Below are 24,355 nucleotides of genomic sequence, written 5' to 3'. Positions count from 1 at the left end.
ACAAAGGCGAAAATGTGTCATTAAAAGATGAGGTAAGGATCCTCCTCGAAAATAAGAAATTTGAAACGCTGGCGGAGATGGCTATAGGCAAGCAGCGCGTCGTGCGCTATCTCTTTTCTTTTTTATACTCGACCGACGACCTCCTCCACTGGCGCGCGGCGGAGGCTTTGGGCGCGGTGGCCGGCAGGCAGGGCTCGAATAACTCCGACTCGGGACGCAACATTCCGCGGCGCTTGATATGGTCGCTGATGGAAGAGTCCGGGGCAACGGCATGGCCTGCGCCTGAAGCGCTCGGTGCGGTCGTCTCTTCGCGCATCAGCGTCTATCCCGACCTGGCGCCGATAGCGCTCTCTTTTATCGAAGACCCGGTTTTGAGCCGGGGCGTCCTCTGGTCGGCGCGGAAAATCGCCGAAAAACGGCCCGACCTGATAGCCGAGTCCATACCGAAGGTGATGGAATTACTGGACAGCGCCGATGCGACGCTCCGCGGCCATGCGGCGTGGGCGCTGGGGGCGATGCGCGCCGTAGAAGCTCGTCCGGCTCTCGAAAAAATGACCGGTGACGCCGGCTCTCTGGTCGTCTACGAGACCGGAGAGTTGGTCGAGACTACCGTCGGCGAACTCGCGAAATCGTCTCTCAAGGAACTCTTGCGCGCTTAGAGTCCGCCAATCTTGTTGATTGAAGACCTCTGGTAGGCTAAGGTTAAAAGACGAACGACCGGAAGGAGAGTGTCCTTTGTCCGTCAAGGATGAAATAAGAGTCTTTTTGAGAAACAACGAGCCGGATAAGCTGGTCGAGTTGGCATCGAGAGAAAAGAGCACGATCAGGCAGCTGACCTCGTTCCTATACAGCGAGGATGAGCTGTTGCGCTGGCGCGCCGCCGAAGGGTTCGGGGCCATCGCCGGAAATCCCCACATCTTCAGCGCCGAAAAGCTCCGAACGATTATTAGCCGTTTGACTTTAAATCTCGAAGACCGCTCCGGCGGCAATGCCTGGGGCTCCATGGAGGCGGTAGGCGCGATCATTGCGGCGCGCTCCTACCAGCTCGAAAACGAGATACCGAAGCTCTTCTCCTTTATCCACGACGCGAGATTGTGGAAGGGGCTGCTCTGGTCGGCGCGGAAAATCGGCGAGCAAAACCCGAGCCTGCTGCAAAACCGTTTACACCAAGTAATCGGACTCTTGCGCAACCCCAGCAACACGACGCGCGGGCACGCGGCGTGGGTGCTCGGGGTCATCGGGGACGGCGACTCTATTGAGATTCTCGAGTCTCTTCAAAAAGACAAGCACGGCATCCGCATATACGATAAGGGCGGGCTGCGCAACATCACCGTGGGCGGGCTGGCCAAACAGTCCATCGACGAGATAAAGGCCGGCCCGCGGCATTTCAAGCCGCGCTCCCTCGGCAAGAAACCGCTACGCCTATCCGGGCAACCGCGCGCCGTAAAACGGACGACTGTGTCGCGCCGTCGACCATCATAATCAGGAATTTTTCAGCTCATATTTTATCTCCCATAGCACTCAGGGCTTTAGCCCTGATAATCACATATGCTTGGTCGTTATCAGCCCCAAAGAGCTTAAGCTACGATCAATTAAAATCACTAGTTGCAAGGTTGCTATTTTGAACCGCAAAATCCCTGAAGCTAATATATAAGCTGAAAGCTGACGGCCGATAACTGATAGCCGCTACATGTCGAAAACGCCTTCTATCTCGATGTTTGAGCGCATCAGGCACTCAACAACAGCATCTTCTAAGCTCCGCTCAAAGCCAATCGCGATGCCGCAATTCGAGCTGATATGACGCGGCACCGGAATCATTCGCACCGTGATACCACTCCTATCGAGTATCTTCTCGGCCTTAATTGCGAGATGCGATGAGTAAAATGTTATGACTCTATCCATTGCCGATTCTCACCTAGGGTTTCCACACAGCTTGTCTATCGCCGTCAGAGCATATTCAATATCTTGCTCTGTCGTATACCTGCCAAAGCTAAACCGTACCGTCCCCTCCGGATACGTGCCTAAATACTCATGGGCCCAGGGCGAGCAGTGCAAACCTACCCGCACCATTATGTTGAACTCGTTATCGAGCGCATAACCCGCCTCCGAGGGATTGAGGTCATCGAAGACCAGCGATATCGTCGGCATGTGCTCGGCCCCATCGCCGTGCCCAAAAAACCGCACGCCCGCAATAGCGCGCAAGCCATCGACGAAACGGAGACGAAGCGCGTCCTCGCGGCGCATGGTTTCTACCACGCCGCGCTCTATGATATCCTCTACGGATGCCTTTAACCCGGCTAGGCCGACGGTATTCGGCGTGCCGCTCTCCAAGAAATCGGGCATGAAGTGCGGCTGCGTGTCGCTCTCCGATGCGCTTCCCGTCCCTCCTAAAATGAAAGGCGCAAGCCGAATGTTCGAGTCGACATAGAGACCGCCGGTTCCTTGCGGCCCGAGAAGCCCCTTGTGGCCGGTGAACGCGAGGAGGTCGATCTTGAGGGCCTCGACATCGATGGGGTGTGCGCCTGCGGTCTGCGCGGAATCCACGATAAAAACGACACCGGCGTCATGAGCCGCCTTGCCGAGCACGCCTAACGGTGCAACCGCGCCGGTCACGTTTGAAGCGTGGTTTACTATTAGCGCCCTTGTATTTTGCCTAATCGCGCCTCTCACTGCCCTTAACGCCGGCTCGGGATCGTGGTGGTGCAGGTCTATCCGCGTAAACTCGACCCCTCGTTGCTCGAGATACCTCAATGGTCGCGCCACGGAATTGTGTTCAAAAAACGAGGTTATCACGTGGTCGCCCGGCATAATCAGCCCAAATATGGCAATGTTCAGCGCTTCCGTCGCGTTTTTTGTAAACACGATGTTGAGCGGGTCCTCAATGTTGAAAAGTGCGGCGAGCGCATCTCGCGTATCATAAAGCACTCGCCCAGCCTCGATCGACAAGCGATGCCCTGAGCGTCCGGGGTTCGCGCCCACCCGCTCTGAGAAATCGACCATCGCTCTCACAACACACGCCGGTTTAGGAAACGACGTGGCGGCGTTATCGAAATAATAGTAATTTTTTTTCATTTCTTCATCAACACCAGAACTCGCTTATACTATAGTGACGAGGGCTTACAGCATATAGTAAGCCCTCGCCCGCTAAAACGCACTAGCATACTAGTGCTAGCATACTAGTGCTAGCATACTAGGCGGCTTTCGGAATCGGCTCGGCCGCGGGTTCGCGAGCTAAGTCTGAGTTGAACAGCGCAAAACCTATCGCAATGACCAAACCGAGAATAACCGCGTATTGCCCATAGCCGGGAACACCCATCACACCGGTTGCCGGCAGTTTGCCCGCCGCCAACACGAAATTGTGAGAGACAGCCGCGCCGACCATCATACCAAAGACCGTCATCGCCGAGTCGGTATTGCCGCTACCGGCCAGCACGAGCTGCCTGAGCGGACAACCGCCGAGCAGAACGGATGCGAAACCGACAAGGCCCATGCCGAGGAAATTCCAGAGGTGCTCGGTGTGGGCGATCGGTTGTCCCTCAAAGCCCAAGTTGAACTTCCCGAGAACGATATTGCCAACAAGTACGGTCACTAGAATCGCTAAAAAGCCGCTGAGCAATTGCGTGTCTCGCATGAGCATAAGGTCACGAATACCGCCGACGAAGCAGAGACGCGTCCGCTGCGCGATGGCTCCCACGACTAGTCCGCCGAGCAATGAGGCTAAGACGGTTGCGTGCATCGCACCGGGAAACGGTTTCGGTTCGGTCGGTGGCGTCTTGGTCGCAAAAATAGGGCCCGGCGCGCCCGTAAGGGGCTTGCCGTCGACGATTACCGGCTTGCCTTGACTCATCACGGGTGTGCCTGGATTAAAGATGGGCTGTGCGAACACAAAGATCAATAAGATTACCATTATAAGAGGAAACACCCAAGCATCTGAGCGACGTGAGTCCGCGGCTTTACCGAGATTAAATCCTTTCTTTAAGAACATAACGGCTGCGCCAATGCCAACGATAAAACCACCGAGGGCTACTAGTGCGTTCAAGTCACCGCCACCCAAACGGAGCGTCATGCGAAGCGGGCACCCCAAAAAGACGAGCGCGCCTATCATGACGAGCATGCCAAGAAAGAAACGAAGCGCCGGGGATGAACCGCTCTTCGCTTTAAATTCCTTTGCGGCAAAAGCCGCCGCCAGTGCGCCGATTACGATACCCATGATTTCAGGACGAAGATATTGCACAGGCGCCGCGCGATGAAAACCGAGCGCTCCCATGATATCGCGCTCAAAACATGCGACGCAGAAACCCATATTCGGCGGGTTGCCTAGAGCTGTTAGGATAAGAGCGGTAAGACCTACTATGAATCCACCCACCACCATAAACAACAGGCTAAACTTTTTCATAACCCCTCCTAAGTCTTTCCAACTGAAATCTCGAACCAACCATCATGCTCGATAGTCTTGAACGCGCGGTTTGAGCCGTTCAAAATCCGCGTGACATTCTCTATCGAGGCACCGCAATCGACCAGCAAGACCAAGTCATCTTCTTGGTTTTTGAGCACTTCCCTAGTCTTGGTTGCGGGCATCGGACACGACATGCCTCTCATATCGACTCTCATAACACACCTCCTTCGCAGTGTCTTCGGGGCACACCATAATCGCTGTTTAAATGCAGTGGGGCGGTATTAGTTTATGGGAACTTGTGGGAGTTCCTGCCAAGCCTTATGTGATTTATTGTTTTTGCTTATGTTGTTAGATATTAAATCATATTCTCACTTTGATAACAAGTGGTGTTCAAACGTGCCGGCCGCTCTAATGGTGTTCCATATTACCAGCATCAACAGTTATGTGTGTGCACATTGGGGCAACATCATTGGTACTGGGGCTTGCGAGTATTGCTTCCGCCCCCAATGACATATTTGCGTTTCTTATTTCTAATATTCCTGTGATACGCGATTTTTTCCTGTGATACGCAGTTTTGCAGCGCTTGCCATACGGCTCTCCCGATTAGCCCCCTTAACCAACAAGCCATTGTCGTTCGAGTTCTCGTTATTTGAGGCCTTACACCTTAGTCTTATCACTTTGAGGTCAAGCTTGACTCGGTAACTTATATTCCTTTCCCACCAGGCAAGAAGACGATTAAGCTATCATTTCCATGTTTAAGTCCACGCCATATCGGCAATATTGGCATACTTGAAGGGCAAAATGCCGGATGCGGTTGAAAGTTCTTGACCGCAGTTTTTCATCGATATCGAAAGGAGGTGATTTTATGAGATTAAAAGTCATAGCGATTGTGGGATTGTTTACGGCCCTGGCCGTGGCGACATTCGCCGCTAACCTGTTCGCGTTTCCATCCGGCGTAAACGGTGATTTCGCTTGCGGCGACTGCCACTCCGGCGGCGCTAGCGCCATCGGCCTGGTGGACACCATGACCGCCGAGCCCATCGACGCAGGGGCCGCGCCCGTCCTCGACGGCGTTGTCGAAGCCATCTGGAACAAGGCGACCGCGGTTTCGATTCCGGTAAACTACGGTTGGGCGGGGAGTACCAACGTTTCGATGAAAGCGCTCTATACAGATGACAAGGTTTACTTCCTGGCGCAGTGGGGCGATAACTCGCTAAGCGATAGGCGCCGGCCTTGGAAGAAGACGGCCGACTCGGGAATTGGTTCTTGGATGCGCGTTCCCGCGAAGAGCCAAAGCGGCTCGAGCGTGACGGATAACGGCTGGTTCACCACTAATGGCGGCACGCAGCTTCGAACATCCCCACCGGCCGACGCGGCCTATGAGGACAAGTTCGCGGTCATCTGGGGTGCGAGAGATACCACGGCCACCGTCGCTAATGTGGCCAACTTCAAAACGAAGGGCTGCGCGATTCTTTGTCACGTATCGTTTGGCGGCGGGACAGCCAACGACAAAAAATACACCAACGCCCCGGGCGAAATCGCCGATATGTGGCACTGGAAGCTGGTTCGAACCGGCACGGTGGGCTTCGTCGATGACCAGTATGTCGACAACACCTTGCCGACAACGGCGACTCCCTCCGCCGGCAGAAAAAGCGACCCCGGACTTGCCTACCTCAACAATGAGGCGACCACCACGATAGGCGACACGCAGACACCGGCTCACACCGGCCCCGGACAACCGGTGGCAACCGACACAGCGGGCTTCGACCCCTATTTTATTCCGTACGCGGATAGGGTGCTAAACACTACCGAGACCTTGGGCGCAGTCGCGGTCGGGCAAGAGATAGCCGGTATCCTGGTACGCCCGCTCACCGGTGATAGGGGTGATATCTCGGCGCAAGTCGAGACGACCTCTACGGTCGGCTACAATGCGTCCACCAAGACCTGGACGCTCGAGTTCAGCCGCAACCTGGTCACAGGGAGCGGTTTCGACGTTCAATTCGACAACCTGAATGACGCCTACTACTTCGGTGTCGCGGTATTTGACAACGCGCAGATAGAACACTCCTTCAACAAGGGAGTCTATGCGCTTAAGTTCGGGCCCCGGGTAACACCGCCGCCGACCGTGCCGCCGACCGTGCCGCCGGTGATGACAGCGGACATCAAGGTGATGCCCGGCAGTATCAGCCTGAGAAGCAGCGGGTTGCTCCGCGTCATCCTCTACGGGAAACCGGAGTTCGATGCTTTGGATATCGACCTGAACTCGCTCGACTTCGCGGGTGCGCCGCTCGACCATGCGCGAAATACTGTGGTCGATTACAATGGGGACGGCTTGCCCGACATTCTCCTTTACTTCAAGATTCCAAAGACGGGTCTTAAAGCGGGAGACACCGAAGCGTGCCTGACCGGAAAGACCAATGGCGGCAAGTCCTTCAAAGGCTGCGCAAGCGTCAAAGTGAGCGGCGGCTTCTTCGGAGCTATGTCCCGGACCCCGGCAAAATCCAATGCTTGTCCGGTTCGGTAGCGGTCTAACAACTAAATAGCGGCTTAACGAATGAAGAAAAAGTCCTACGTTGGCCAGGCATGGAAGACGCGGCCAACGATGCGGCAACACCGAATGCAGGAGGGACTTAAAGCCCCTCCTGCATTTTCTTTCGATTCCGAACTATTGTGACTCCAATTTTAAAGACTCGCGCAACAGCGCCGGATAAAGCCTCGGGTTGAATAAGATATTGGTCATAAAATAGCACTCGTGCGAACAGTGGCATTCGGTCGCGCGAATCCGGCCGACCGCCGAGCGCGCCTCATCGGAGCGGACCAGCGCCCGCATGTCATAATCATAATCGCGCACACTTCCCATCCGCCGGCTCAGCATCTCACATGGGTAGACCTCGCCGGTCTCGGTCAATACCAGGTTGAGCGCACCGGCGTAACAAGGGATAAGGCGCTTCCCGGCGCTGATCGTCTCATAGATATATCGCCTCTGCAGTATGTCCTGCGCCGATTTGAGCCCGGCCCCAAAGAAACGATATCCGGTTTGCGAGCGCCCCCTAATGTCGGCCTCCAGCCTGCCGGCCGCCTCACGGTATTTATTTAAATCGAGCGCCTTCGGTCCGCTATCGCGGACCTCGCCCCGCACAAGTGAGAGCGTGTGGGTTCGCAGCCGCTTAAGCCCCCTGGTAAAATCGAATATCTCTTCCATCTCATTTTCGTTCTCCGGACAGAAGACCGTGTTCATCCCAAGCTCAAAATTCGAATATTTGCCGGTAAGCTCGCCGAGCAAACCGTAGGTCCGCATCACCTTGTCGAAGCTGCCGGGCGACCCGCGTAAGACATCGTGCGCCTCACCCACTCCATCGAGCGACAGCTTGACGACGACCGTGGTTCGCGGGCAATCCCGCAAAATCTCCTCGGTCCGCTCCGCTATGGCCTCCGGCATCAGGCCGTTGGTCGAAATCAACATTATCGACGGCTTGGCGTGCCTATAAAAAATCCGGCTTATGTCGACGATGTCCTCGCGCATAAACGGCTCGCCGCCGGAGAACGCCAGCCACAGCAATCGCCCCACAAAAGGCGCGAGCCTCTCTACTTCATCCAGCGCTAACTCCGGCTCGCTTAGCGGCTGCGCGTCGCCCTTGCGCCGGTAAAAACAGAACGGGCAGCCGGCGTTGCATCGCCTGGTGACGAAAAAGGTCAGCTGCACGGGGCGTCTCTTCCAGAAAATATGGCCGGCGTAGCGAAGCGGGGAATACACGGCTAACCATACTCCCTTCGAGCCAAGATAAGATCGGGCTCCCGGCGCCGGCTGAAGCTTCTTCGCGACAGGTACTTAAGCGTGCCCACGAAAGCGCCGCCCCAAATCGGCGCGGGATAGAGCAGCAGGTAGTAGAGCGCGGCGGCGGTTGCGAAGCCCCAACCCTTAGCTTGCCGAAAGGCCCTTAACAGTCCCCTGCTTACAAAAACGCCCGCCGACAGAAAGACCGAGCCGAGCGCCAAAAATATGGCGTTCTCAAATGTCAGGCCCGCAACGATAGCCGGCAGACCCAAGAGATACGCGATGCCGTTTAACTTAAGCGCGACCGAGGCCGTTCCGGAATCGGCCGGCAGGTCCTTGTTCCCGATAGAATACATGGTCCAATACATCGTTTTACGGTAGGCGTTTCTCAGCGATTTAGCCATGGAGAAACCGAAGATGTGCCCGACGATGATATCCGGATTGACCGCGAGCCGGCAGCCGTTCGCGCGCAGGCGATGGCTAAACTCCACATCCTCCAAAATCGGCAGGAACTCTTCGTCGAAGCCGTGATTCTCCTCGAACAGGCGGCGCTCGATCGCGAGCGCGTGCGTCGCTATATAGTCCGCTTCACCGCCGCTCTTCGTCTCGAAGTAGTTGACGAAGACCGACTGGAACGTGCTGAAAAAGGTGTCGTCATGGGCTATCCTCGCGTACGTTCCGCCGGCGATTACCCGCTCCCCCCGGTGCTTTGAGATTGTCATATCGACCAGCGCAAGCGTATCGCGATGCGCCACGCAGTCGGCGTCGATAAAGAAGAGCGCCTCCCCTTTGGCGCGCCTTGCCCCCGCGTTTCGAGCCGCCGCGGCCCCGCTTCGCCTCTCCAGGCGAACCAGCTCGCACGGGAACTCCTCTATGATATCGACCGACGCGTCCGTCGAGCAATCGTCGACGACGACGACCTCGAAGCGCTCGAAGTCGGAGGCGAAGATCGCCTCCAGGCATTTTCGAATCGTCGCGCCGCCGTTATAATTTGGGATTATGACCGAGATTAATCGCTCCATGTCGCCTCGCTATCTCACGCGCCGCGCGCTAATGCTTCTTTATCGTCTCCTTGATATGGGCGGTATTCCGGTGGCATTTTATGCACTCCTTGGGATTTTTGCCGCCCTCGTGGTCGCCGCTCTTTAAGTACTCCGCATGACAGCCCCGGCAATTCTCGAAGACTATCGCTTTGCTCTCGTCTTTAATCTCTATCATGCCGGAGAAACCGACCAGGTTTTTGTAGAAATCGTTCGTACCCGATTTGGCCTTGTATATCACCTTCTCGCCGAAGTCGCCCGGGATATGGCAGTCGGCGCACGACTCGACATGTTCGCTATGTTTCGCCTCGGACCAAGAGAGATACGCGTACTCCATGATATGGCAACTCTGACAGAATCGCGTCGACGAGGTCAGCTCGAGGCCGGCATAAGAGAAGATACCGAGCCATAACACGGCACTGCCGATGACTATCATATAGGTCTTTGGATTTCGCGGTCGAAATGATCTCAATTTAACACCAACCTTTCTTTGTGCTAGCCCTCTTGCCGCCGGTCGCAGGCTTCCCGGCTGATGCGCGCTTATCCAGCGCATGCGAATCGGCCCAGAGCCAAAATAGGCTCTTAGCGCCGGCACAAGCGGCTTTGAGGTCGTGGATATTTCTGGTCGCGAGCGCCCTCCGCAATAAAAATTTGGGCCTCGAATAGAAGGTGCGAAAGGCCGTCGCGCGAAGCTCGACTATCTCATCCCTGCTCATGGTGTACGGCACGAACGCCGCCCCCTGATAGGTGTAGTCGGTAAGCTCATCCGAGACGGCTCCATATTTCGCGGCGTTATCGTATAATTCCGTCCCCGGAAACGGCGTGATGGCGTGAAAATTCGCGACATCCGCGTCGAGTTCGCAGGCGAATTCTATCGTCTTAAGGCCGTCCTCGAAGCTCTCGCCGGGGATACCGAAGATGAACGGCGTTATGACCTTTAGCCCGACCGCTTTCGCCGCCGCGACCGCTTGCCGCGTCTGATCGAGGGTTATTCCTTTTTTTATGGTATTGAGGTTCTTCTGGACACCGCTTTCGGCTCCGAGCAAAATCGCCCAACACCCCGCGTCCTTAAAGGCTTGGAGCAACTCTTTGTCGACCTGGTTGACGCAGGCCGACACAAACCAGGTGAAATCGAGGCGCCTAGCCTTGATCTCCCGCGCAATACGAAGCGCGCGCCCGTAATCGGCGGCGAAGGTGTCGTCGATAAATTTTATCTCCCTATAGCCCTGCTCCAGGCACAGCTCGATTTCGGCCAGGACGTTTTCGACGCCGCGATAGCGTATACCGCTGTCCCTGTCCTTATCCAACTGAAAGCAGTATATACAGCGGCGGTTGCACCCGCGTGACGTCAGCATAACCGCGACCGGTTGTCTCCGGTAAGTCGCCGGCGGCGGGAGATAGAGACCCGCGTCGCCCAGGACTTCCCTTGCCGGAAAAGGCAGCGAATCGAGGTTGTCGACGAGCGGGCGGGCGTCGTTGGCTACAACACCGTCCCCGTCGCGGAAGACGACTCCGGCGACGCCCGTAAGGCCCGCTCCCAGTTCGAGCGCGCGGACCATCTCGGGGACGGTTATCTCACCCTCCCCGGTTACGACGGCGTCGACAACATGCTCCACATCATCGGCAAGGCACTTTTCCCGCGCCGCAATCGGATACGGGCCGCCGATACAAGTAAATATCCGCTCATCCAGCCCCTTGATCGCGGCGGCGAGCCTCTTCGCTCCGACCCAGCTAAAGGCCGTCGAATAGATGCCCGCGAAACGCGGCGCGAACGACTCCACCTCGGCCAGCATCTCGTCGCGGGCCAGGAACGCGCCGTCAAAGAGCTTGACCTCATGGCCGGCCAGCCGCAGGCCGGCGGCGACATAGAGCGTGCCCAACGGCTGCCAATAATTTACCTGCGACCCGGCCGTCTTAGCGGGAAATATATCGGTCGGCGTCCACGGCGGGATCAGAAGGGCGCATTTCATAGGGGACCACCCGTTTTATCGATTCTCATCGCTCATCACTCATCGCCAAACCGCCGCCTCTTTCACCGTCGCTTTAATCAGAAACCCATTAATTTCCGTACCCCGGCGCAGCGGCGCCCGACCCGGAAGCTTTCGCCGGTTCTTCGGGCTTTGGTGCCGGTTTTGGTGCATCATCACTCGATGTCGAGCCCGACTTGGCGTCGGCATCTTCGCACAGGCACTCTTCGCGAGGCTCGTCTTTGTCCCCGTCAGCGGCTGCTGCAGCTTTCGCTTCACAGCCCATCTTGCAGTCCTCCATGCCACACATACTGCAGATATTTGACGCCTCGTCCGGGTCGGCTTGAGAAGAGACCGCTTTTCCGTCGGCGGCGGGCTTTTTAGCACCGGCCGGCGACATACCGGACGCGGCGACATCTGCCGCATGCATCCCGGAAAAACTGTAGCCCAGCAGGGAAACGAGAATCAAGGCCACAAAGGTGGTTGCAAACATAAGCGGCGCGTTACGTTTCGACTCAGCAGACACAGCACACCACCCCTTCGCTTAACCTTTTTCGATTTTGATTACAAACTTGCCGTCGCCTTGCGCGTTCTCGATTACCTCGTGCCCGTCCTGGTCGCACATTTGCACTATCGTCTCGGCCGAGGACGCGTTGTCGAAGACTACCTCCAAAACCTCTCCTTCGGCTATCTTCTCCAGCGACTTTTTCGTGTATATCTGCGGATGCGGGCAGACATAGCCGCAAACATCGAGCGTGTATACACCATCACCTGTTTTGTCAAACTTCATCGCCATTTCTTCTTCCTCCTTCGTAGTCTAAAAATTTCCCATCTATCGGTACGCCGCATATCGGTTGAGCCGTATGCGTCGAGGGCTTCACCCCCCCCAAGCCACCGCGGCCAACCGCGATATCCGCTAAAACCCGGGCTAGCCCATCTCTTTTGCCATTTTCCGGTCGGTCCACCAATTGAAGAACAGAACCCCGATGTAGGCGCCTCCGACCATACTCAGGAAAAACATCCAGGCGCCAAAATCTCCGCCCGCGATACGGACGAAGAACGCGCCCGCGCAGCCGAGGCCGAGCCTCGCGCCGATTCCAAGAAGCAAGCCGCCGACAAGTCCCCATACAATGAGTTCACCTTTTGGCAGGTTGAATTTGAACTCCCTGTTTATCAGCGCCGTAACCATCGCCCCTAAGATAATCCCCCCGGTCATCCAAAGCGCCGGGTTGCGCCAAGGTGCCGGCAGACCGCTTAGGACACCCAAAAAGACGTTATCCTGCATATTTAAGCCGACTTTGCCGAGCACCCAAGCACCGAGTTGCGACTGCTGGGTGGTCATAAACCAGTAACCGGGGTCGAAGATCTTGCCGGCGGGGGTCAAGTCGGCCGTATGTCCCATCTTGGCAAGGAGTTCGCCGAAGTTGTTGACACCGAATTTGACATGCAGACCCTTTGCGACTATGACCTGCAGACCTATCGTCAGCGCTATCAACATGCCGACTTTCATGGTCCGCTTCGACGCCGTAAGCATGTTCCACATGCCGGCGAGTTCGTCTTTGAACCCGACCGTTCCTTGAGCTTTTTTGCGCTTCTTAATAAAGCCTTTTCTGCCAAAGAAGACATAGATGACAACGAGAAGCAGCGCGGCGGGAATCATGGTGTTAATAAGCGCATCGCCGACAAAAAAGCGCGCAACTCCAGGAAAATTCTCTGAAACAAAGCTTGTCTGAGAGAGCTGGATGCTCGGTTTATCGAAGACATAGCCGACGAGATAGGTGTCGTACCATGATGTCAGTTTGTCGCTAGGCACCCATGTTTTCGTAGCCGCCGAGTCGACCCAAGATTGAGGCAGAAATCGATTGAAAAACCCGCCGGTGGTGACAAAGACCGCTTGCCCGAAGACGAGCGCCACTACCGCCAGAATAGACGTGCCGTGACCTTCTCCTATCTTATACACAGAGCCGGTAGCGCAACCGCCGGCGATAACCATACCGAAACCGAAGATGAGGCCCGCGACTACCAGGTGAAACCCGACCGGTGTCGCCTGGAAAAACGGGCTGGTCATACCGGCGGCCGCTAACGCCGCCTGCACTACGCTGAGAAAAACGAGTGTGACTAAGACGACCACGGCCATCCTCGGCACACCCGTAGCAAACAAATCCCGCGAGGCCGATGCGATGCAGAACCTGCCGTACTGGAGGAGCATTCCGTAGGCAACCCCAAACCAAATATATGCTACCAGGTAGACATAGTACACATGCGCCTGAGTGAAGACTATGCTCACTAGCGCCAGCAGCCCCAAGATAAAATATGCCCAATACAAATTACTTTTGCTCGTCGTTTCCACGCCCTAATATCCCTCCTTCAAAACTAGTAACCTACAACCGCACTTCTTTATTTCGCAAACGCCGCCGGTCTCGCGTCGCTCGCCATGCTTAACGGTTCATAAACCGTAACGACGGTTTGGTAGCGGAAAAACCCTACTCCATCATCAAATGTCTTAGTGCGACGATACCCTTCGAGCCCGCGGCCCGCGGCATCAGTTAGGGACCGACCTTTTTCTTCGGAGATGACCACGACCACTTGATCACCGCCGCTTTGCCCCCCCGAGTAATACTCCGGGCTCTTGTGCTCCCAGGTAAACCGCAACGATGATGTCGAAATCGATTCCGGCAATGACCGCGCGGGGCTCGAATCGTATACGATGGCCCCGTCCGCAAAGAGGTCGAGAAGGGGCACCGCCACCGCCGGATTGACCTCGGGCGCATCGCCCGCCGACGTCGTCACGACCCTGATATTCCTCGCGCCGGAAGAATTTAGATATTCTCCGGCGTCTTTGAGGTTTACGGCGCTTATCCGCTCCATGAACGGCAAATACGCAAACAGCCCGATTGCCAGCGACGACGCCACCGCGCAAAACGCGACATAGCGCCTTAACTCCGCGCTCTTAATCTCCCGCAGCCCGTACGCGGCCATAAGCGCGAGCATCGGAAAAACGCTTATCATGTAGCGAATTCTCTCGATTTGCAGGAGCAACACCAACAAAACCAGCCAGCCGACGACCACAAACTTTAAATCCCTCTTTCTAACGGCGGCGTACACCGATAAAAGCGCCGCGCCGGTGATAAACGGATGTACTTGAAAGAGAAACGTCGACAGATGGCTTTCGCCCCACCGCTTAAGCCCAGGGCGCTGGTAGTCCATGAGCAAACCGACCTGAGCCGCGAAGATATCGTATTTCCAAGCAACGGCGACCCCTATAAGCGCGGACGCGACCAACGCCACGGCCATACCCCGAAAGAGCATCTCGCGCCAACCGGGCGCCGTGCTCCTCGACCAACCCGGCAACACCTCGCCTCCGCTTCGCTTGACGGCGAGAAAGACGGCGAGCGCAACGGGTAGAACCGACAACATCAAAACGTTTGAATACTTCGTCAGAACCGCCGCCCAGATAGCCGCAGCCGAGAGAACGATAAGGGCCGTGCCGCCCTGCGTCAATGCCTTGATAAACAAGAAGACGGCGAGCATCAGAAAGAACATCGCCGGAATATCGACGAGCATCAACGGCACCTGCGTAAACAAATACGGCATACCGAGCAATAGCAGCCCACCCAAAAAACCGGTGCTCTTATCCCAGAGCATCTTCCCGACCCGGTATGTCAGAACGACCGTCAAAGCATAAAGTATGGTCGTAAAGGCCTGGATGTACAGCCTCGACTCGCCGAAGACCTTAAAGATCACGCCGTAGACAAACGGGATGAGCGGTAAATCGGTCCATGCGAAAATATTTAAGCCCCACTCCCTGAGGAAATACCCGACACCGTAGAGTTCGAGATGCTTCGCCTGAGTGAAATACCTCGAAGCGTCGACTATGACCTCGGGTGTCCGCCAAAAGAGCGCGCCCGCCGCAAACGAGACAACGAAGAGCAGGGATGCCTCATACCGCTCATAATCAAAGCGCTTCACATACCAATAAGCACCGGCGATTAGCAAACAAATAGGTAGCAGCAGACTGCCCGGGCTTACCAGCGCAAAGACCCAGCGCCATGATACCAGCGAGTTATTATCCAGCCCCCTGTGTGCCGCGAGCAATAGAAAAACTCCTACCGCCAGCAGTGTGACCGTGACAAAACCTATATGCCTGCTTGGAGTGGTCCATGAAACGCCTACGTTTTGCATTCGCTCAAAACCTCGTTCGCACATTTTTTATATAAGCCCTCCCTGGGTCGTTGTGACCCAGGGAGGGCGCCTTGAAGGAGGCCGAATCCATGCTTGCCCGTTATATTCGCAAGCCTACTTCTTCCACACTACGTCGAGACCGCAAAGTTTGGATGTTGCGTCTTTCAAATCGGGCTCATCGGCGTGGCAGCTTCGACACACCGAGACCGGCTTGCCTATGACCTTCTTGTTTTCGAGGTCGAAGAGTAACAAGCTTCCATCCATGGCCGCCTCTTTCTCGCCACCCTTAAACGGGACGCGCATCGTCAATATCGCGTACTTGTCATCCTTGGTAGCGATTGCGTCATGTACCTCGAGCTGCGCCTTCTTGACTATCGGCGCTCCGGTGGCCGCGTCTTTGTCGGTGATTTCTATCGCCTCGTCGACCGGGAATTTTTCTTCATGGACAAGTTGCAACGTCTCGGCATCGATTATCCACATTCTGTCGCGTACGGTTTGGATGAGGTATTTGCCGTCATGCGTATAGTGCTGCCTGAGCGACGCGGTCTTGCCCGGGTCGCCCTTGATAGCGCTTTTCTTGGTGATTTGCAGCTTGCCCTGGAGCAGTTGTTCCATGTCGAGCAAGTAGAAAAGGACATCCTCGTTGCCTCTCGGCAGACCCTTGCCTGCACGCTCCGGTGTCGTGCTGTTGATGGTCAAGAGAAAGCTTTTCATATCGGGAGTGTTGACTCCGTGTCCCCACATATACTCCTTGGGAAGCTCCGGGTGGTCGAGGTATACCCTGTGTTTCAACTCGAGCGAATCCTTATCGATTACATCGATGTAGCCCTCGTATCCCATGAGTACCGGAATAAACGCGTCTTTGCTCTGGCCCGAGGCGCAGTAGAGCGGACCGTCGATATATCTGGCACTGATATCGAGCGCGACGTCTTTCTTTACCTTGCCGGTGCCTAAATCAACGCTTACTACGTTGACCTTGCCGTCGGGATTGCGAACAAAAGCGGCCGAATAAAGAACGCCCCGTTCGTGGTCGATTCTGGCATCATGGGTCCCGTAGCTTTCGGCTTTTCCGAGGCGGAGCTTGTCCAGCTCCAAAACTTTAATCGGCTCGTCGGTGTCGGTCGGGTCTATTTCGAAATCGACCTTGGCGAGATGGCCGCCCATGCCGGCGACGTACGCGGTGCCCGCCGCGACGGCTTTGCTTTCCGGCTCTGCCGCCGGGGCGGCCGCGTCTTTCTTGTCGACAGCCGTTTGCGAACCCCCGCATCCCGCCGCGACCAGCGCGAGCGCAACCAGCAATACCAGTAGCACCACACTGAGTTCTCTTCGTTTTAGCACATCATCCACTCCTTTAGATGTCATCACACGCCAAGCCTTGCTTGATTGATTTATTGTTTTCGGCCGGCGTTGAGTTAATACTGTCCCCGAATCCTTGCCTTCCACACCTTGTCCAACTAGGTTAACGACCCTCCTCCCCGACATTGTGCATGCTGTTAACTCTATTAAAACCCACCGGACGCGCGCCTGGCGCTGGTGCCGATTGTCCGTTTGGCGCCGGCGGCCCCCGGCTATTTTGCCGATTAAATGCCGGTAATCGTCCGGTCAGCCTCCATTATCATGTCGACGATCTTGTCGTAGCCGACCAAGTCCGCCTGCGCTATCAACCGACCCGCAAGCCCCCGATTTTCGACGTCATCGGCGACCGCATAAATCGATGCACCCGACGAAGCCAAAGCCTCCGCCGATTTGCTGCCTTCCACGAGGCTGTAGAGGCCGCTGCCGTAAAAGACAAAATCGACTTTCTCGCCGTTTTCGGCAAGCCCGCGCGTTATCTCAAGCAGACGGTCGTGGCGCTGGACGGCGCCCGGCGACAGGGCGCTGATGCATAATGTTGCCATTTGGTCATTCCTCCTCTCGTTGCTCGAATTACAGAAAATGCACTACGTCGGCGCCTCCGACCAACTCCGCTACCCGGCTTATATCTATCGTCTGGACGCCGTCGACGAGGTCTTCCTGTTTCAGGCCACGCGCGTCGAGGTCTTCCTTAACGGCATACATGAGAACATCGAAGTCTATACAATCATCCACATAATATCGGGCCGTCTCTCGCTCCATAGCCTTAAGCGGCGCACCGCTTAGCGCATTAAAGACACCGTCGCCCTCTAAGACAACGTGAATCTGCGCAACGTCTCCGAGGAGGACCATACCAAAAGAAAAGCGGAGCATCTCTAGCGATTCCCTGGAGCCGACTGGGGGTTGGCGCACTACCGCGCAAAATTTCATCGGTTCTGACAAGACATTCACCCACCTTGAAAAATCTCTGCCGGGTTACGAAAACATAAGGACCCGGTCGTTTCTTAGAACTTCCATTGACGCGTCTGACGTGTTGGAGGCCTTCGCCCCGGCCGCGAGTTGACCCTCGAGCCCTCGCTGAATAACATTGAAGTTGCAATACATAAAGCGGACGTTTCCGTCCCCGACCGACTCCACCGCGCCGACCGGCCCGACGCCGTTCAGGTTGGGCACCAAATTATAGATGCCGTCGCCGAATATGTGCACGACCACGGGATGGCCCTTCGCTCCGGCCGCTTGAGCAAGATTCCACACAAATTGCGCGTGTTGCTCCTGTTCCATAGAAGACTTGAGAATAAGTAGTAAGCTTTGCATCGACACAACCCTCCTCTCTAAGTTATTTGAGGTTGACGGTCTTATCCGTAACACGTGTCTAAAACTTCCAGACCGCTCTTCAGCTATGTTTACCGTTGCGATGGTTCTTGGGTTAGGCCAACCGCAAATATCCGGCTGTACTCCTTTTCAAAAAGCTAATCTGTCGGTATTCCCAGTGTGCCTATGGTTATACTAGGGTCTGGCATACTTGTATTCCTCTTATCATACAGGTATACTAGGGTTTATTGTAACAATTGTATCAAGCTCTCTTAATCCTTGTCAATAACCGCTTATCAAATAGGCAAAGAAGAAGGTGAGAAATATGTTCTTAGTCGTCTTACGCAACATTCAGCGCCGTCCTTTTCATACAGTGCTCACTATTTTTACGGTGGCGATAGCGGTAGCGGCCCTACTTACCTCCCTCTGGTTGAGCCGGGGACTGGAGCGCGGCCTGCGGGTCGGAATAGAGCGGCTCGGCGCCGACATCGTTGTGGTCTCTGAAGAAATCGAGCTAAAGGCGGAGCAGATGCTCTTTACCGGAATGCCTTTAAATGTGTACATGGGTGAGAAGACCTACTCCGACATACGAAAGATACGGGGCGTAAAACAAGCCACCCCGCAATTCTTTACCAGAACCGCCGACGCGCCGTGATGCGGTCTCAAGATGGCCGGGCGGGTCATCGGCATAGATTCTGAAACCGATTTTACCGTCACCCCGTGGCTGCGTAATTCCTTGGGGCGGCCGCTCGCCAAGCAAGAGATAATCGTCGGCTCGAAAATCAGCGCCAAAACCGGGGATACGCTTTTAATTCGAGCGCGCATGTTCCGTGTGGTCGGCCAACTCGCGCCGACCGGCACCGGCCTGGATGACTCTTCGTTCATACCGCTCGCCACCGCGCGCAGTCTGGCGGCTGAGAGCCCCGACCTGAAGGCGCTCTGGGTCGGCAGAAACCCCGAGCAACTGCTCTCGGCGGTGTTGATTCGCGTTGAAGACCCGAAGCGTTCTTTCTTGGTAGCAAAAGCCGTAAACGAACTGCCCGGCGTGCGCGCCATCGTATCGGCCGATGTCATGAGAGACACGCGGCAGCAGATGGGCAAAATAACGACCTTACTCTACGCTTTGACGGCGGTACTGTGGCTCGTCGCGCTCGTCGCGCTGCTGGGGCGGTTTGCGAGCCTGGTCAACGAACGAAAGACCGAGATAGGTATCATGCGCGCGCTCGGGGCGATGCGTGGGCGCGTAGCCCGGCTCATCCTGTGGGAGGGCGGCTTTTTGGCGGTCGCCGGCGGGTTGTTCGGCATCGGCCTTGGCTGGTTCGTGTCGCAGCGCGCGGGCGAGTGGGCGACGGAGGGCACGCTCTTCCCGTTCCTGTCGCTATCTTTTACGGAGTCGGCGGGACTCTACGCATTATGCCTGGCGGCCGCAGTCGCAACGGTGACGCTCTCGGCGCTCATTCCGGCATACCGCTCGGCATCCCTCGACCCGGCACGCGCCATCGCCCAGGGAGAGTTGGAGTGATCAAGCAAGACAAAGGAGAACGGGTGGGTCTTTGAGGACTTCCCGAATTTCGCCGTGAGATCGACATAAAAATGTAAATTGGTGTAGATTTCTTTCACAGGAGACGCGATGATCGAATTACGCGATGTCAGACACTCATACCGGCGCCCCGGCGGCGGGGACCTTCCGGTATTGGCCGGCGTAAACCTTAGCATCGGTGGAGGCGATGCGGTATCTATTATCGGCTCCTCCGGGGGCGGCAAGACGACCTTGCTCAACATCATCGGGTGCCTGCTAAGGCCGACCGGAGGCGACGTCTTTATCGACGGCGCGTTCATCCCTTCGATGGGCGAGAAAGAACTCGCGCTCCTTCGCAACGAGAGAATCGGCTTCATCTTCCAGGGCTCGCACCTTATCCCAACGCTGACCGTCCTGGAAAACATATTGCTGCCGGCGTGGTTGAACAAGCGACGCGGCGGCCGCGATAAGCGGGCGCGGGCGCATGAGTTCGCCGAGCGATTCGGTCTTGTCGAGCGCTTGAAACACCTGCCGCACGAGTTAAGCCTGGGCCAAAGACGGCGCGTCGCCATCGCGCGGGCGCTAATAAACGAGCCCGCCATCCTCCTCGCCGACGAGCCGACCAACGACCTCGACCCGCCGCGCGCCGAACAAATCGGCGACATCCTGTTCGACCTGAACAAAGAAGGTCTGACCCTGCTGCTGGTGACCCACAAATCGGAACTCGCACGAAGAGCGCCTCAGTGCTACGAGATAAAGGACGGGTCGCTGCGGGTCGCAGAACTCTCGCAGATGGGGTAGATTTCGTTTGTTGTGGGCGGGCTCCCCGGGTAGGATTCGAACATCAAAAGTGACATCCTGCTCTCCCGCCCGCCGCCATAACGGTGCCGTCGGCGCTGAGGGGCTTTACTTCCGTGTTCGGAATGGGAACGGGTGTTACTCCCTCGCTATGGCCACCGAAAACATGCTTAGTGCTCAGATTTATCAATAGCATTAGCGATCCGCTTCGCAAACTCATCGAAGTCACTGAGGTTGGTTTTGAGAAACTCGTGAACCCGCTTATCGTCGACTTTTCCATAGGGGTGAACCAGCAAATTGCGAAAACGGGCCATGTTCTGCAGGCGCTCTTCCAATGCTTTGCCTATTAGGCCATTTTCGTGAAGCACGGCAAACGTATCGGCGAAGTCCGTTGGCCTGCGCAGATTTTCTGAACTGATGATGTGGTTCGAAATATCGAGGCAGCTCTCGATTGCGATTATAAGATAATACTTGGCGCTGCCAAGTTTGTCCGGGTCCGACAGAAACTCATCTTGTCCAAACCCCGACAATCTATCCAGCTGAGCGACGTATGTTTTCAGGTTTTCGAGCATCCTGTCAATTGCGGCCTTATCCACCATTACAGTATCCCCTGCTTCTTCACGGATTCCAGAAAATCTTCGCGAAAACGCTCGAGATGCGGAAGGTAATCGAGATAGAGCGCCAGCGTTCTTGTTTCAAAAGCTACCCGCGCTTTATCATCCGCGCTGTAAAGCAGAATTCCCTTCGTCAGAATTTCTCCTTGCACCGTGAGCGCCATGTCGTTTATTACTCTCAGGTCGACCGGTTTAAGGCCGCTCAGGTTTTCTATCGTCCGACCCAAGCTTAATTCCTCGTTAACGGGGAGCCTTGAACCGGGCCTGAGATTTACCGCGATGTCTATATCGCTCTCCGGGCGCACAACTCCTCCGGCATACGACCCAAAAAGATAGGCGCTGACAACCGGATATCCAGCCAATATCGGCCCCAAAACCCTTTTAAGGTTCTCTATCGGTTTTTCCTTTTTTATTCCATGTTCGTTTTCCGCTCTCATAGCCCTGATTATACCTGAACTACAACCTTGAGGCATCGTTTGTTTTGCGCCCGTGCTCACGCATTACCCGTAAAAAAAAGGATCCCAAGCATTAGCTCAAAGGCCATCTAAAAACAGGAAAGGCCTCTGCGATTTCTCACAGAGGCCTTATAGAATCGGCGGCGTCCTACTCTCCCACCCCGTTACCAGAGCAGTACCATTGGCGCTGAGGGGCTTTACTTCCGTGTTCGGAATGGGAACGGGTGTTACTCCCTCGCTATAGCCACCGAAAATGTAAACTTTTCAAACCAGGGCTTACGCCCTGAGCCATACCGGACCGATAAATCGGTAACGTCAGTATAGCAGATTATCGAGACTCATGGTTCGTGGCTTATGATTCGGCTACTTCTTCACCGAACCAGTATAAGCCAGGGATCCATGAACCCAGAAGTCTCCAGCACGGCATGCCCGATGCACCGGGCATGCTCGCCTTCAATCTTTAAGAACTACACAGCTTCCGTTAAGTGACGACCAAGTCCTCGACCAATTAGTACCGCTCGGCTCCGAACATTGCTGCCCTTCCACCTGCGGCCTATCAACCAGGTAGTCTACCTGGGGTCTTAACTCATAAGAGTGGGAAATCTCATCTCGGGGTTGGCTTCCCGCTTAGATGCTTTCAGCGGTTATCCAGTCCAGACATAGCTACCCAGCGATGCTCTTGGCAGAACAACTGGTACACTAGAGGTCTGTTCATCCCGGTCCTCTCGTACTAGGGACGACTCCCCTCAAATTTCCTACGCCTACAGCAGATAGGGACCGAACTGTCTCACGACGTTCTAAACCCAGCTCGCGTACCGCTTTAATCGGCGAACAGACGAACCCTTGGGACCTGCTTCAGCCCCAGGATGCGATGAGCCGACATCGAGGTGCCAAACCCCGCCGTCGATATGGACTCTTGGGCGGGATCAGCCTGTTATCCCCGGAGTACCTTTTATCCGTTGAGCGACGGCCCTTCCACTCGGAACCGCCGGATCACTAGGTCCTACTTTCGTACCTGCTCGACATGTACGTCTCGCAGTCAAGCTCCCTTGTGCCCTTACACTCTGCGATTGATTGCCAACCAATCTGAGGGAACCTTCGAGCGCCTCCGTTACATTTTAGGAGGCGACCGCCCCAGTCAAACTGCCCACCTGACACTGTCCGACAGCCGGATCACGGTCTGTCGTTAGAACCCCAGTACATCAAGGGTGGTATCCCAAGATTGGCTCCACCAGGGCTTGCGCCCCAGCTTCAAAGCCTCCCACCTATCCTGTACATGGTGGACCAGAATCCAATGTCAAGCTGCAGTAAAGGTTCACGGGGTCTTTCCGTCTTGCTGCAGGAAACCGGCATCTTTACCGGTAATACAATTTCGCCGAGTCTCTGGTTGAGACAGCGCCCAGATCGTTACGCCTTTCGTGCGGGTCGGAACTTACCCGACAAGGAATTTCGCTTGAATCTTGCTCAGTTTTATACTGAGTGGATAACTTTTCCAAGGTTATCCCTGCATGTCGCCATGCAGACGGGACCATATCATTATCCCATGTCTGGGATATCCGGCGTATGGTCTCTGAGGATTCTTATTAGTTCATGTCTAGGCTTTTGGCGATTCATCGTTTCGGTAATTTTAGCGATACTTATCAATCCTTCATAGGACAGATGATATCCCTTATTAACCATTCCTACGCACTGCGCAAATTTTTCAAAGTCTTGCTGCTTCGAGGTTCTCATTCTGTTTCTTTCAAAAAACGGAATTATTACCTCCAGCAAATCTTTTCTACTACGCACAACGTAGCGATGCAGGTGTTCTTTGTGATTATCATGCCGTCTATTTATGACGACCTGGCCAACCTTAAAGAATTTCTTGAGTTCATGTAACACTTCTATGCTCTTCGCACCTTGCGTTACCGCAAACTCATGACTCACCTGATAGCCGGTTTTGTAGCCTTTTCGATTCATCCGGTCTTGCTGCCTTATGAATCCTATTGAGAAGCACCCTTCTCCGTCTACAAAACCAATAACCCATCCAAGCCCAATAAGCCTTTCCTGCTGATTCTCTGCACCCATCACATTGTCACCCCTCCGCATAGCACTTGCCCTATATTATAGAACATGTGTTCGTTATTGGAAAGGTAGTGTGGGATTCTACACCCCTTTTAGGGGACAGCTTTCCCAGCATATAGCCAGATGCACACCGCATTGTTGCCAATGCGGGGGGCAGCAAATCTACCTTAGGACCGTTATAGTTACGGCCGCCGTTTACCGGGGCTTAGATTCAGAGCTTCGCATCGTCCGAAAACTTTGCTAACCCCTCCTCGTAACCTTCCGGCACCGGGCAGGCGTCAGCCCCTATACATCGTCTTACGACTTAGCAGAGACCTGTGTTTTTAGTAAACAGTCGCCTGGGCCATTTTATTGCAGCCACTTCACGCTTGGGGGAAAACCTTACACGCTAATGTGGCGCCCCTTCTCCCGAAGTTACGGGGCAATTTTGCCGAGTTCCTTAACCAGAGTTCTCTCGATCGCCTTAGTATTCTCTACTCACCCACCTGTGTCGGTTTGGGGTACGGGCACCTAAGCCGCTCACTAGAGGTTTTTCTTGGAAGCATAGGATCACTCACTTCGTCTCAATCGACTCGTCATCACCTCTCAGGCTATACGCCTTCCGGATTTTCCTAGAAGACACCCTACGGGCTTAAACACGGACGACCATCGCCGTGCTGAGCTACCTTTCTCCGTCACCCCATCGCTGATAACGCAACTTTGGTGGTACAGGAATATCTACCTGTTCTCCATCGACTACGCCTTTCGGCCTCGCCTTAGGTCCCGACTAACCCAGGGCAGATTAGCTTTACCCTGGAAACCTTGGGTTTACGGCGGTCAGGTTTCTCGCCTGACTCTCGCTACTCATTCCAGCATTCTCTCTTGTCTGCAGTCCACCGGTC

Annotated in this window: 24 protein-coding genes and 3 rRNA genes (1 of these 27 only partly in view); 6 read left to right on the top strand and 21 right to left on the bottom strand. The window is 55.3% G+C overall.

The genetic code is table 11. The annotated features are described in order from the left end of the window. Nucleotides 1–14: 14 nt before the first annotated feature. Complete coding sequence (locus KGZ93_07225) at nucleotides 15–659, top strand: HEAT repeat domain-containing protein (GenBank protein MBS3909401.1); 645 nt, start codon at nucleotides 15–17, stop codon at nucleotides 657–659. Nucleotides 660–735: 76 nt separating this feature from the next. Continuing rightward, nucleotides 736–1,482, top strand: coding sequence for a hypothetical protein (locus KGZ93_07220; GenBank protein MBS3909400.1), 747 nt, complete (start codon nucleotides 736–738; stop codon nucleotides 1,480–1,482). Nucleotides 1,483–1,686: 204 nt separating this feature from the next. Here KGZ93_07220 and KGZ93_07215 read toward each other — a convergent pair whose 3' ends face one another. The 4 genes from KGZ93_07215 to KGZ93_07200 all read right to left on the bottom strand — a co-directional run bounded on the left by KGZ93_07215 (nucleotide 1,687) and on the right by KGZ93_07200 (nucleotide 4,611). Then, complete coding sequence (locus KGZ93_07215; protein ID MBS3909399.1) at nucleotides 1,687–1,902, bottom strand: DUF3343 domain-containing protein; 216 nt, start codon at nucleotides 1,900–1,902, stop codon at nucleotides 1,687–1,689. 9 nt (nucleotides 1,903–1,911) lie between these two features. Beyond that, nucleotides 1,912–3,072, bottom strand: coding sequence for an aminotransferase class V-fold PLP-dependent enzyme (locus tag KGZ93_07210; GenBank protein MBS3909398.1), 1,161 nt, complete (start codon nucleotides 3,070–3,072; stop codon nucleotides 1,912–1,914). A gap of 118 nt (nucleotides 3,073–3,190) precedes the next feature. Then, nucleotides 3,191–4,372: a YedE-related selenium metabolism membrane protein gene (locus tag KGZ93_07205; GenBank protein ID MBS3909397.1), complete on the bottom strand. Its 1,182-nt coding sequence runs from the start codon at nucleotides 4,370–4,372 to the stop codon at nucleotides 3,191–3,193. A 32-nt stretch (nucleotides 4,373–4,404) separates the two neighbouring features. Further along, the gene (locus KGZ93_07200; protein MBS3909396.1) at nucleotides 4,405–4,611 is read right to left on the bottom strand and encodes a sulfurtransferase TusA family protein; all 207 of its coding nucleotides are present in this window, start codon (nucleotides 4,609–4,611) and stop codon (nucleotides 4,405–4,407) included. A 650-nt stretch (nucleotides 4,612–5,261) separates the two neighbouring features. On the opposite strand from KGZ93_07200, the gene KGZ93_07195 reads away from it, so the two are divergent. Further along, a complete protein-coding gene (locus KGZ93_07195) occupies nucleotides 5,262–6,920 on the top strand; it encodes a hypothetical protein (protein MBS3909395.1) in 1,659 nt (552 codons plus the stop codon). Between the two features lie 141 nt (nucleotides 6,921–7,061). On the opposite strand, the gene KGZ93_07190 is transcribed toward KGZ93_07195, so the two are convergent. The 12 genes from KGZ93_07190 to KGZ93_07135 all read right to left on the bottom strand — a co-directional run bounded on the left by KGZ93_07190 (nucleotide 7,062) and on the right by KGZ93_07135 (nucleotide 18,027). Then, entirely contained in the window at nucleotides 7,062–8,150 is a 1,089-nt protein-coding gene (locus KGZ93_07190) for a radical SAM protein (protein MBS3909394.1), read from the bottom strand. Nucleotides 8,151–8,152: 2 nt separating this feature from the next. After that, nucleotides 8,153–9,193: a glycosyltransferase family 2 protein gene (locus KGZ93_07185; GenBank protein ID MBS3909393.1), complete on the bottom strand. Its 1,041-nt coding sequence runs from the start codon at nucleotides 9,191–9,193 to the stop codon at nucleotides 8,153–8,155. A 28-nt stretch (nucleotides 9,194–9,221) separates the two neighbouring features. Further along, nucleotides 9,222–9,683, bottom strand: coding sequence for a NapC/NirT family cytochrome c (locus KGZ93_07180; protein ID MBS3909392.1), 462 nt, complete (start codon nucleotides 9,681–9,683; stop codon nucleotides 9,222–9,224). A gap of 1 nt (nucleotide 9,684) precedes the next feature. Further along, a complete protein-coding gene (locus KGZ93_07175; GenBank protein MBS3909391.1) occupies nucleotides 9,685–11,181 on the bottom strand; it encodes a radical SAM protein in 1,497 nt (498 codons plus the stop codon). 88 nt (nucleotides 11,182–11,269) lie between these two features. Beyond that, nucleotides 11,270–11,704, bottom strand: a complete 435-nt coding sequence (locus KGZ93_07170) for a hypothetical protein (protein ID MBS3909390.1) — start codon at nucleotides 11,702–11,704, stop codon at nucleotides 11,270–11,272. Nucleotides 11,705–11,722: 18 nt separating this feature from the next. Next, entirely contained in the window at nucleotides 11,723–11,974 is a 252-nt protein-coding gene (locus KGZ93_07165; protein ID MBS3909389.1) for a sulfurtransferase TusA family protein, read from the bottom strand. A gap of 132 nt (nucleotides 11,975–12,106) precedes the next feature. Further along, nucleotides 12,107–13,528, bottom strand: a complete 1,422-nt coding sequence (locus tag KGZ93_07160; GenBank protein MBS3909388.1) for a YeeE/YedE family protein — start codon at nucleotides 13,526–13,528, stop codon at nucleotides 12,107–12,109. A 47-nt stretch (nucleotides 13,529–13,575) separates the two neighbouring features. Continuing rightward, the gene (locus KGZ93_07155) at nucleotides 13,576–15,360 is read right to left on the bottom strand and encodes a glycosyltransferase family 39 protein (protein ID MBS3909387.1); all 1,785 of its coding nucleotides are present in this window, start codon (nucleotides 15,358–15,360) and stop codon (nucleotides 13,576–13,578) included. A gap of 114 nt (nucleotides 15,361–15,474) precedes the next feature. Continuing rightward, a complete protein-coding gene (locus KGZ93_07150; GenBank protein ID MBS3909386.1) occupies nucleotides 15,475–16,698 on the bottom strand; it encodes a hypothetical protein in 1,224 nt (407 codons plus the stop codon). A 242-nt stretch (nucleotides 16,699–16,940) separates the two neighbouring features. Then, nucleotides 16,941–17,258, bottom strand: coding sequence for a DsrE family protein (locus KGZ93_07145; GenBank protein ID MBS3909385.1), 318 nt, complete (start codon nucleotides 17,256–17,258; stop codon nucleotides 16,941–16,943). Nucleotides 17,259–17,286: 28 nt separating this feature from the next. Beyond that, on the bottom strand, nucleotides 17,287–17,655 hold the full coding sequence (locus KGZ93_07140) for a DsrE family protein (protein MBS3909384.1): 369 nt from the start codon (nucleotides 17,653–17,655) through the stop codon (nucleotides 17,287–17,289). A 33-nt stretch (nucleotides 17,656–17,688) separates the two neighbouring features. After that, nucleotides 17,689–18,027, bottom strand: coding sequence for a DsrE family protein (locus tag KGZ93_07135; protein ID MBS3909383.1), 339 nt, complete (start codon nucleotides 18,025–18,027; stop codon nucleotides 17,689–17,691). A 322-nt stretch (nucleotides 18,028–18,349) separates the two neighbouring features. Here KGZ93_07135 and KGZ93_07130 point away from each other — a divergent pair, with 322 nt between their 5' ends. From KGZ93_07130 to KGZ93_07120, 3 genes are all read left to right on the top strand, one after another. After that, a complete protein-coding gene (locus KGZ93_07130) occupies nucleotides 18,350–18,679 on the top strand; it encodes a hypothetical protein (GenBank protein ID MBS3909382.1) in 330 nt (109 codons plus the stop codon). 12 nt (nucleotides 18,680–18,691) lie between these two features. Continuing rightward, nucleotides 18,692–19,546 (top strand): FtsX-like permease family protein, encoded by an 855-nt coding sequence (locus KGZ93_07125; GenBank protein MBS3909381.1) that lies wholly within the window; start codon nucleotides 18,692–18,694, stop codon nucleotides 19,544–19,546. A 108-nt stretch (nucleotides 19,547–19,654) separates the two neighbouring features. Beyond that, complete coding sequence (locus KGZ93_07120; GenBank protein ID MBS3909380.1) at nucleotides 19,655–20,344, top strand: ABC transporter ATP-binding protein; 690 nt, start codon at nucleotides 19,655–19,657, stop codon at nucleotides 20,342–20,344. Nucleotides 20,345–20,388: 44 nt separating this feature from the next. Here the strand turns inward: KGZ93_07120 and rrf (KGZ93_07115) are convergent. The 5 genes from rrf (KGZ93_07115) to KGZ93_07095 form a co-directional block, all read right to left on the bottom strand. Next, a 5S ribosomal RNA gene (rrf, locus tag KGZ93_07115) occupies nucleotides 20,389–20,504 on the bottom strand. 7 nt (nucleotides 20,505–20,511) lie between these two features. Continuing rightward, on the bottom strand, nucleotides 20,512–20,940 hold the full coding sequence (locus KGZ93_07110) for a DUF86 domain-containing protein (protein ID MBS3909379.1): 429 nt from the start codon (nucleotides 20,938–20,940) through the stop codon (nucleotides 20,512–20,514). Then, on the bottom strand, nucleotides 20,940–21,392 hold the full coding sequence (locus KGZ93_07105; protein MBS3909378.1) for a nucleotidyltransferase domain-containing protein: 453 nt from the start codon (nucleotides 21,390–21,392) through the stop codon (nucleotides 20,940–20,942). Before KGZ93_07105 ends, KGZ93_07110 begins: the two co-directional genes overlap by 1 nt. A gap of 153 nt (nucleotides 21,393–21,545) precedes the next feature. Beyond that, nucleotides 21,546–21,662, bottom strand: a 5S ribosomal RNA gene (rrf, locus tag KGZ93_07100). A gap of 236 nt (nucleotides 21,663–21,898) precedes the next feature. Next, nucleotides 21,899–24,355: ribosomal RNA gene (locus tag KGZ93_07095) — 23S ribosomal RNA — on the bottom strand; it runs 1,476 nt beyond the window's last position.

This window comes from Actinomycetota bacterium, from assembly GCA_018333515.1.
In the GTDB taxonomy this organism is placed as follows: Bacteria; Actinomycetota; Aquicultoria; order Aquicultorales; family Aquicultoraceae; genus Aquicultor.
The sequence above is the reverse complement of the archived record's forward strand: the minus strand, read 5'-3'. Positions and strand labels throughout refer to the sequence as shown.

Bases quoted from the DNA above. Each gene is read 5' to 3' on its own strand.
- KGZ93_07120 (MBS3909380.1), top strand. From the start codon at position 19,655: ATGATCGAATTACGCGATGTCAGACACTCATACCGGCGCCCCGGCGGC.
- KGZ93_07155 (MBS3909387.1), bottom strand. From the start codon at position 15,360: ATGCAAAACGTAGGCGTTTCATGGACCACTCCAAGCAGGCATATAGGT.
- KGZ93_07215 (MBS3909399.1), bottom strand. From the start codon at position 1,902: ATGGATAGAGTCATAACATTTTACTCATCGCATCTCGCAATTAAGGCC.
- KGZ93_07165 (MBS3909389.1), bottom strand. From the start codon at position 11,974: ATGGCGATGAAGTTTGACAAAACAGGTGATGGTGTATACACGCTCGAT.
- KGZ93_07105 (MBS3909378.1), bottom strand. From the start codon at position 21,392: ATGAGAGCGGAAAACGAACATGGAATAAAAAAGGAAAAACCGATAGAG.
- KGZ93_07185 (MBS3909393.1), bottom strand. From the start codon at position 9,193: ATGGAGCGATTAATCTCGGTCATAATCCCAAATTATAACGGCGGCGCG.
- KGZ93_07125 (MBS3909381.1), top strand. From the start codon at position 18,692: ATGGCCGGGCGGGTCATCGGCATAGATTCTGAAACCGATTTTACCGTC.
- KGZ93_07195 (MBS3909395.1), top strand. From the start codon at position 5,262: ATGAGATTAAAAGTCATAGCGATTGTGGGATTGTTTACGGCCCTGGCC.
- KGZ93_07210 (MBS3909398.1), bottom strand. From the start codon at position 3,072: ATGAAAAAAAATTACTATTATTTCGATAACGCCGCCACGTCGTTTCCT.
- KGZ93_07205 (MBS3909397.1), bottom strand. From the start codon at position 4,372: ATGGTGGTGGGTGGATTCATAGTAGGTCTTACCGCTCTTATCCTAACA.
- KGZ93_07130 (MBS3909382.1), top strand. From the start codon at position 18,350: ATGTTCTTAGTCGTCTTACGCAACATTCAGCGCCGTCCTTTTCATACA.
- KGZ93_07175 (MBS3909391.1), bottom strand. From the start codon at position 11,181: ATGAAATGCGCCCTTCTGATCCCGCCGTGGACGCCGACCGATATATTT.
- KGZ93_07135 (MBS3909383.1), bottom strand. From the start codon at position 18,027: ATGCAAAGCTTACTACTTATTCTCAAGTCTTCTATGGAACAGGAGCAA.
- KGZ93_07110 (MBS3909379.1), bottom strand. From the start codon at position 20,940: ATGGTGGATAAGGCCGCAATTGACAGGATGCTCGAAAACCTGAAAACA.
- KGZ93_07145 (MBS3909385.1), bottom strand. From the start codon at position 17,258: ATGGCAACATTATGCATCAGCGCCCTGTCGCCGGGCGCCGTCCAGCGC.
- KGZ93_07200 (MBS3909396.1), bottom strand. From the start codon at position 4,611: ATGAGAGTCGATATGAGAGGCATGTCGTGTCCGATGCCCGCAACCAAG.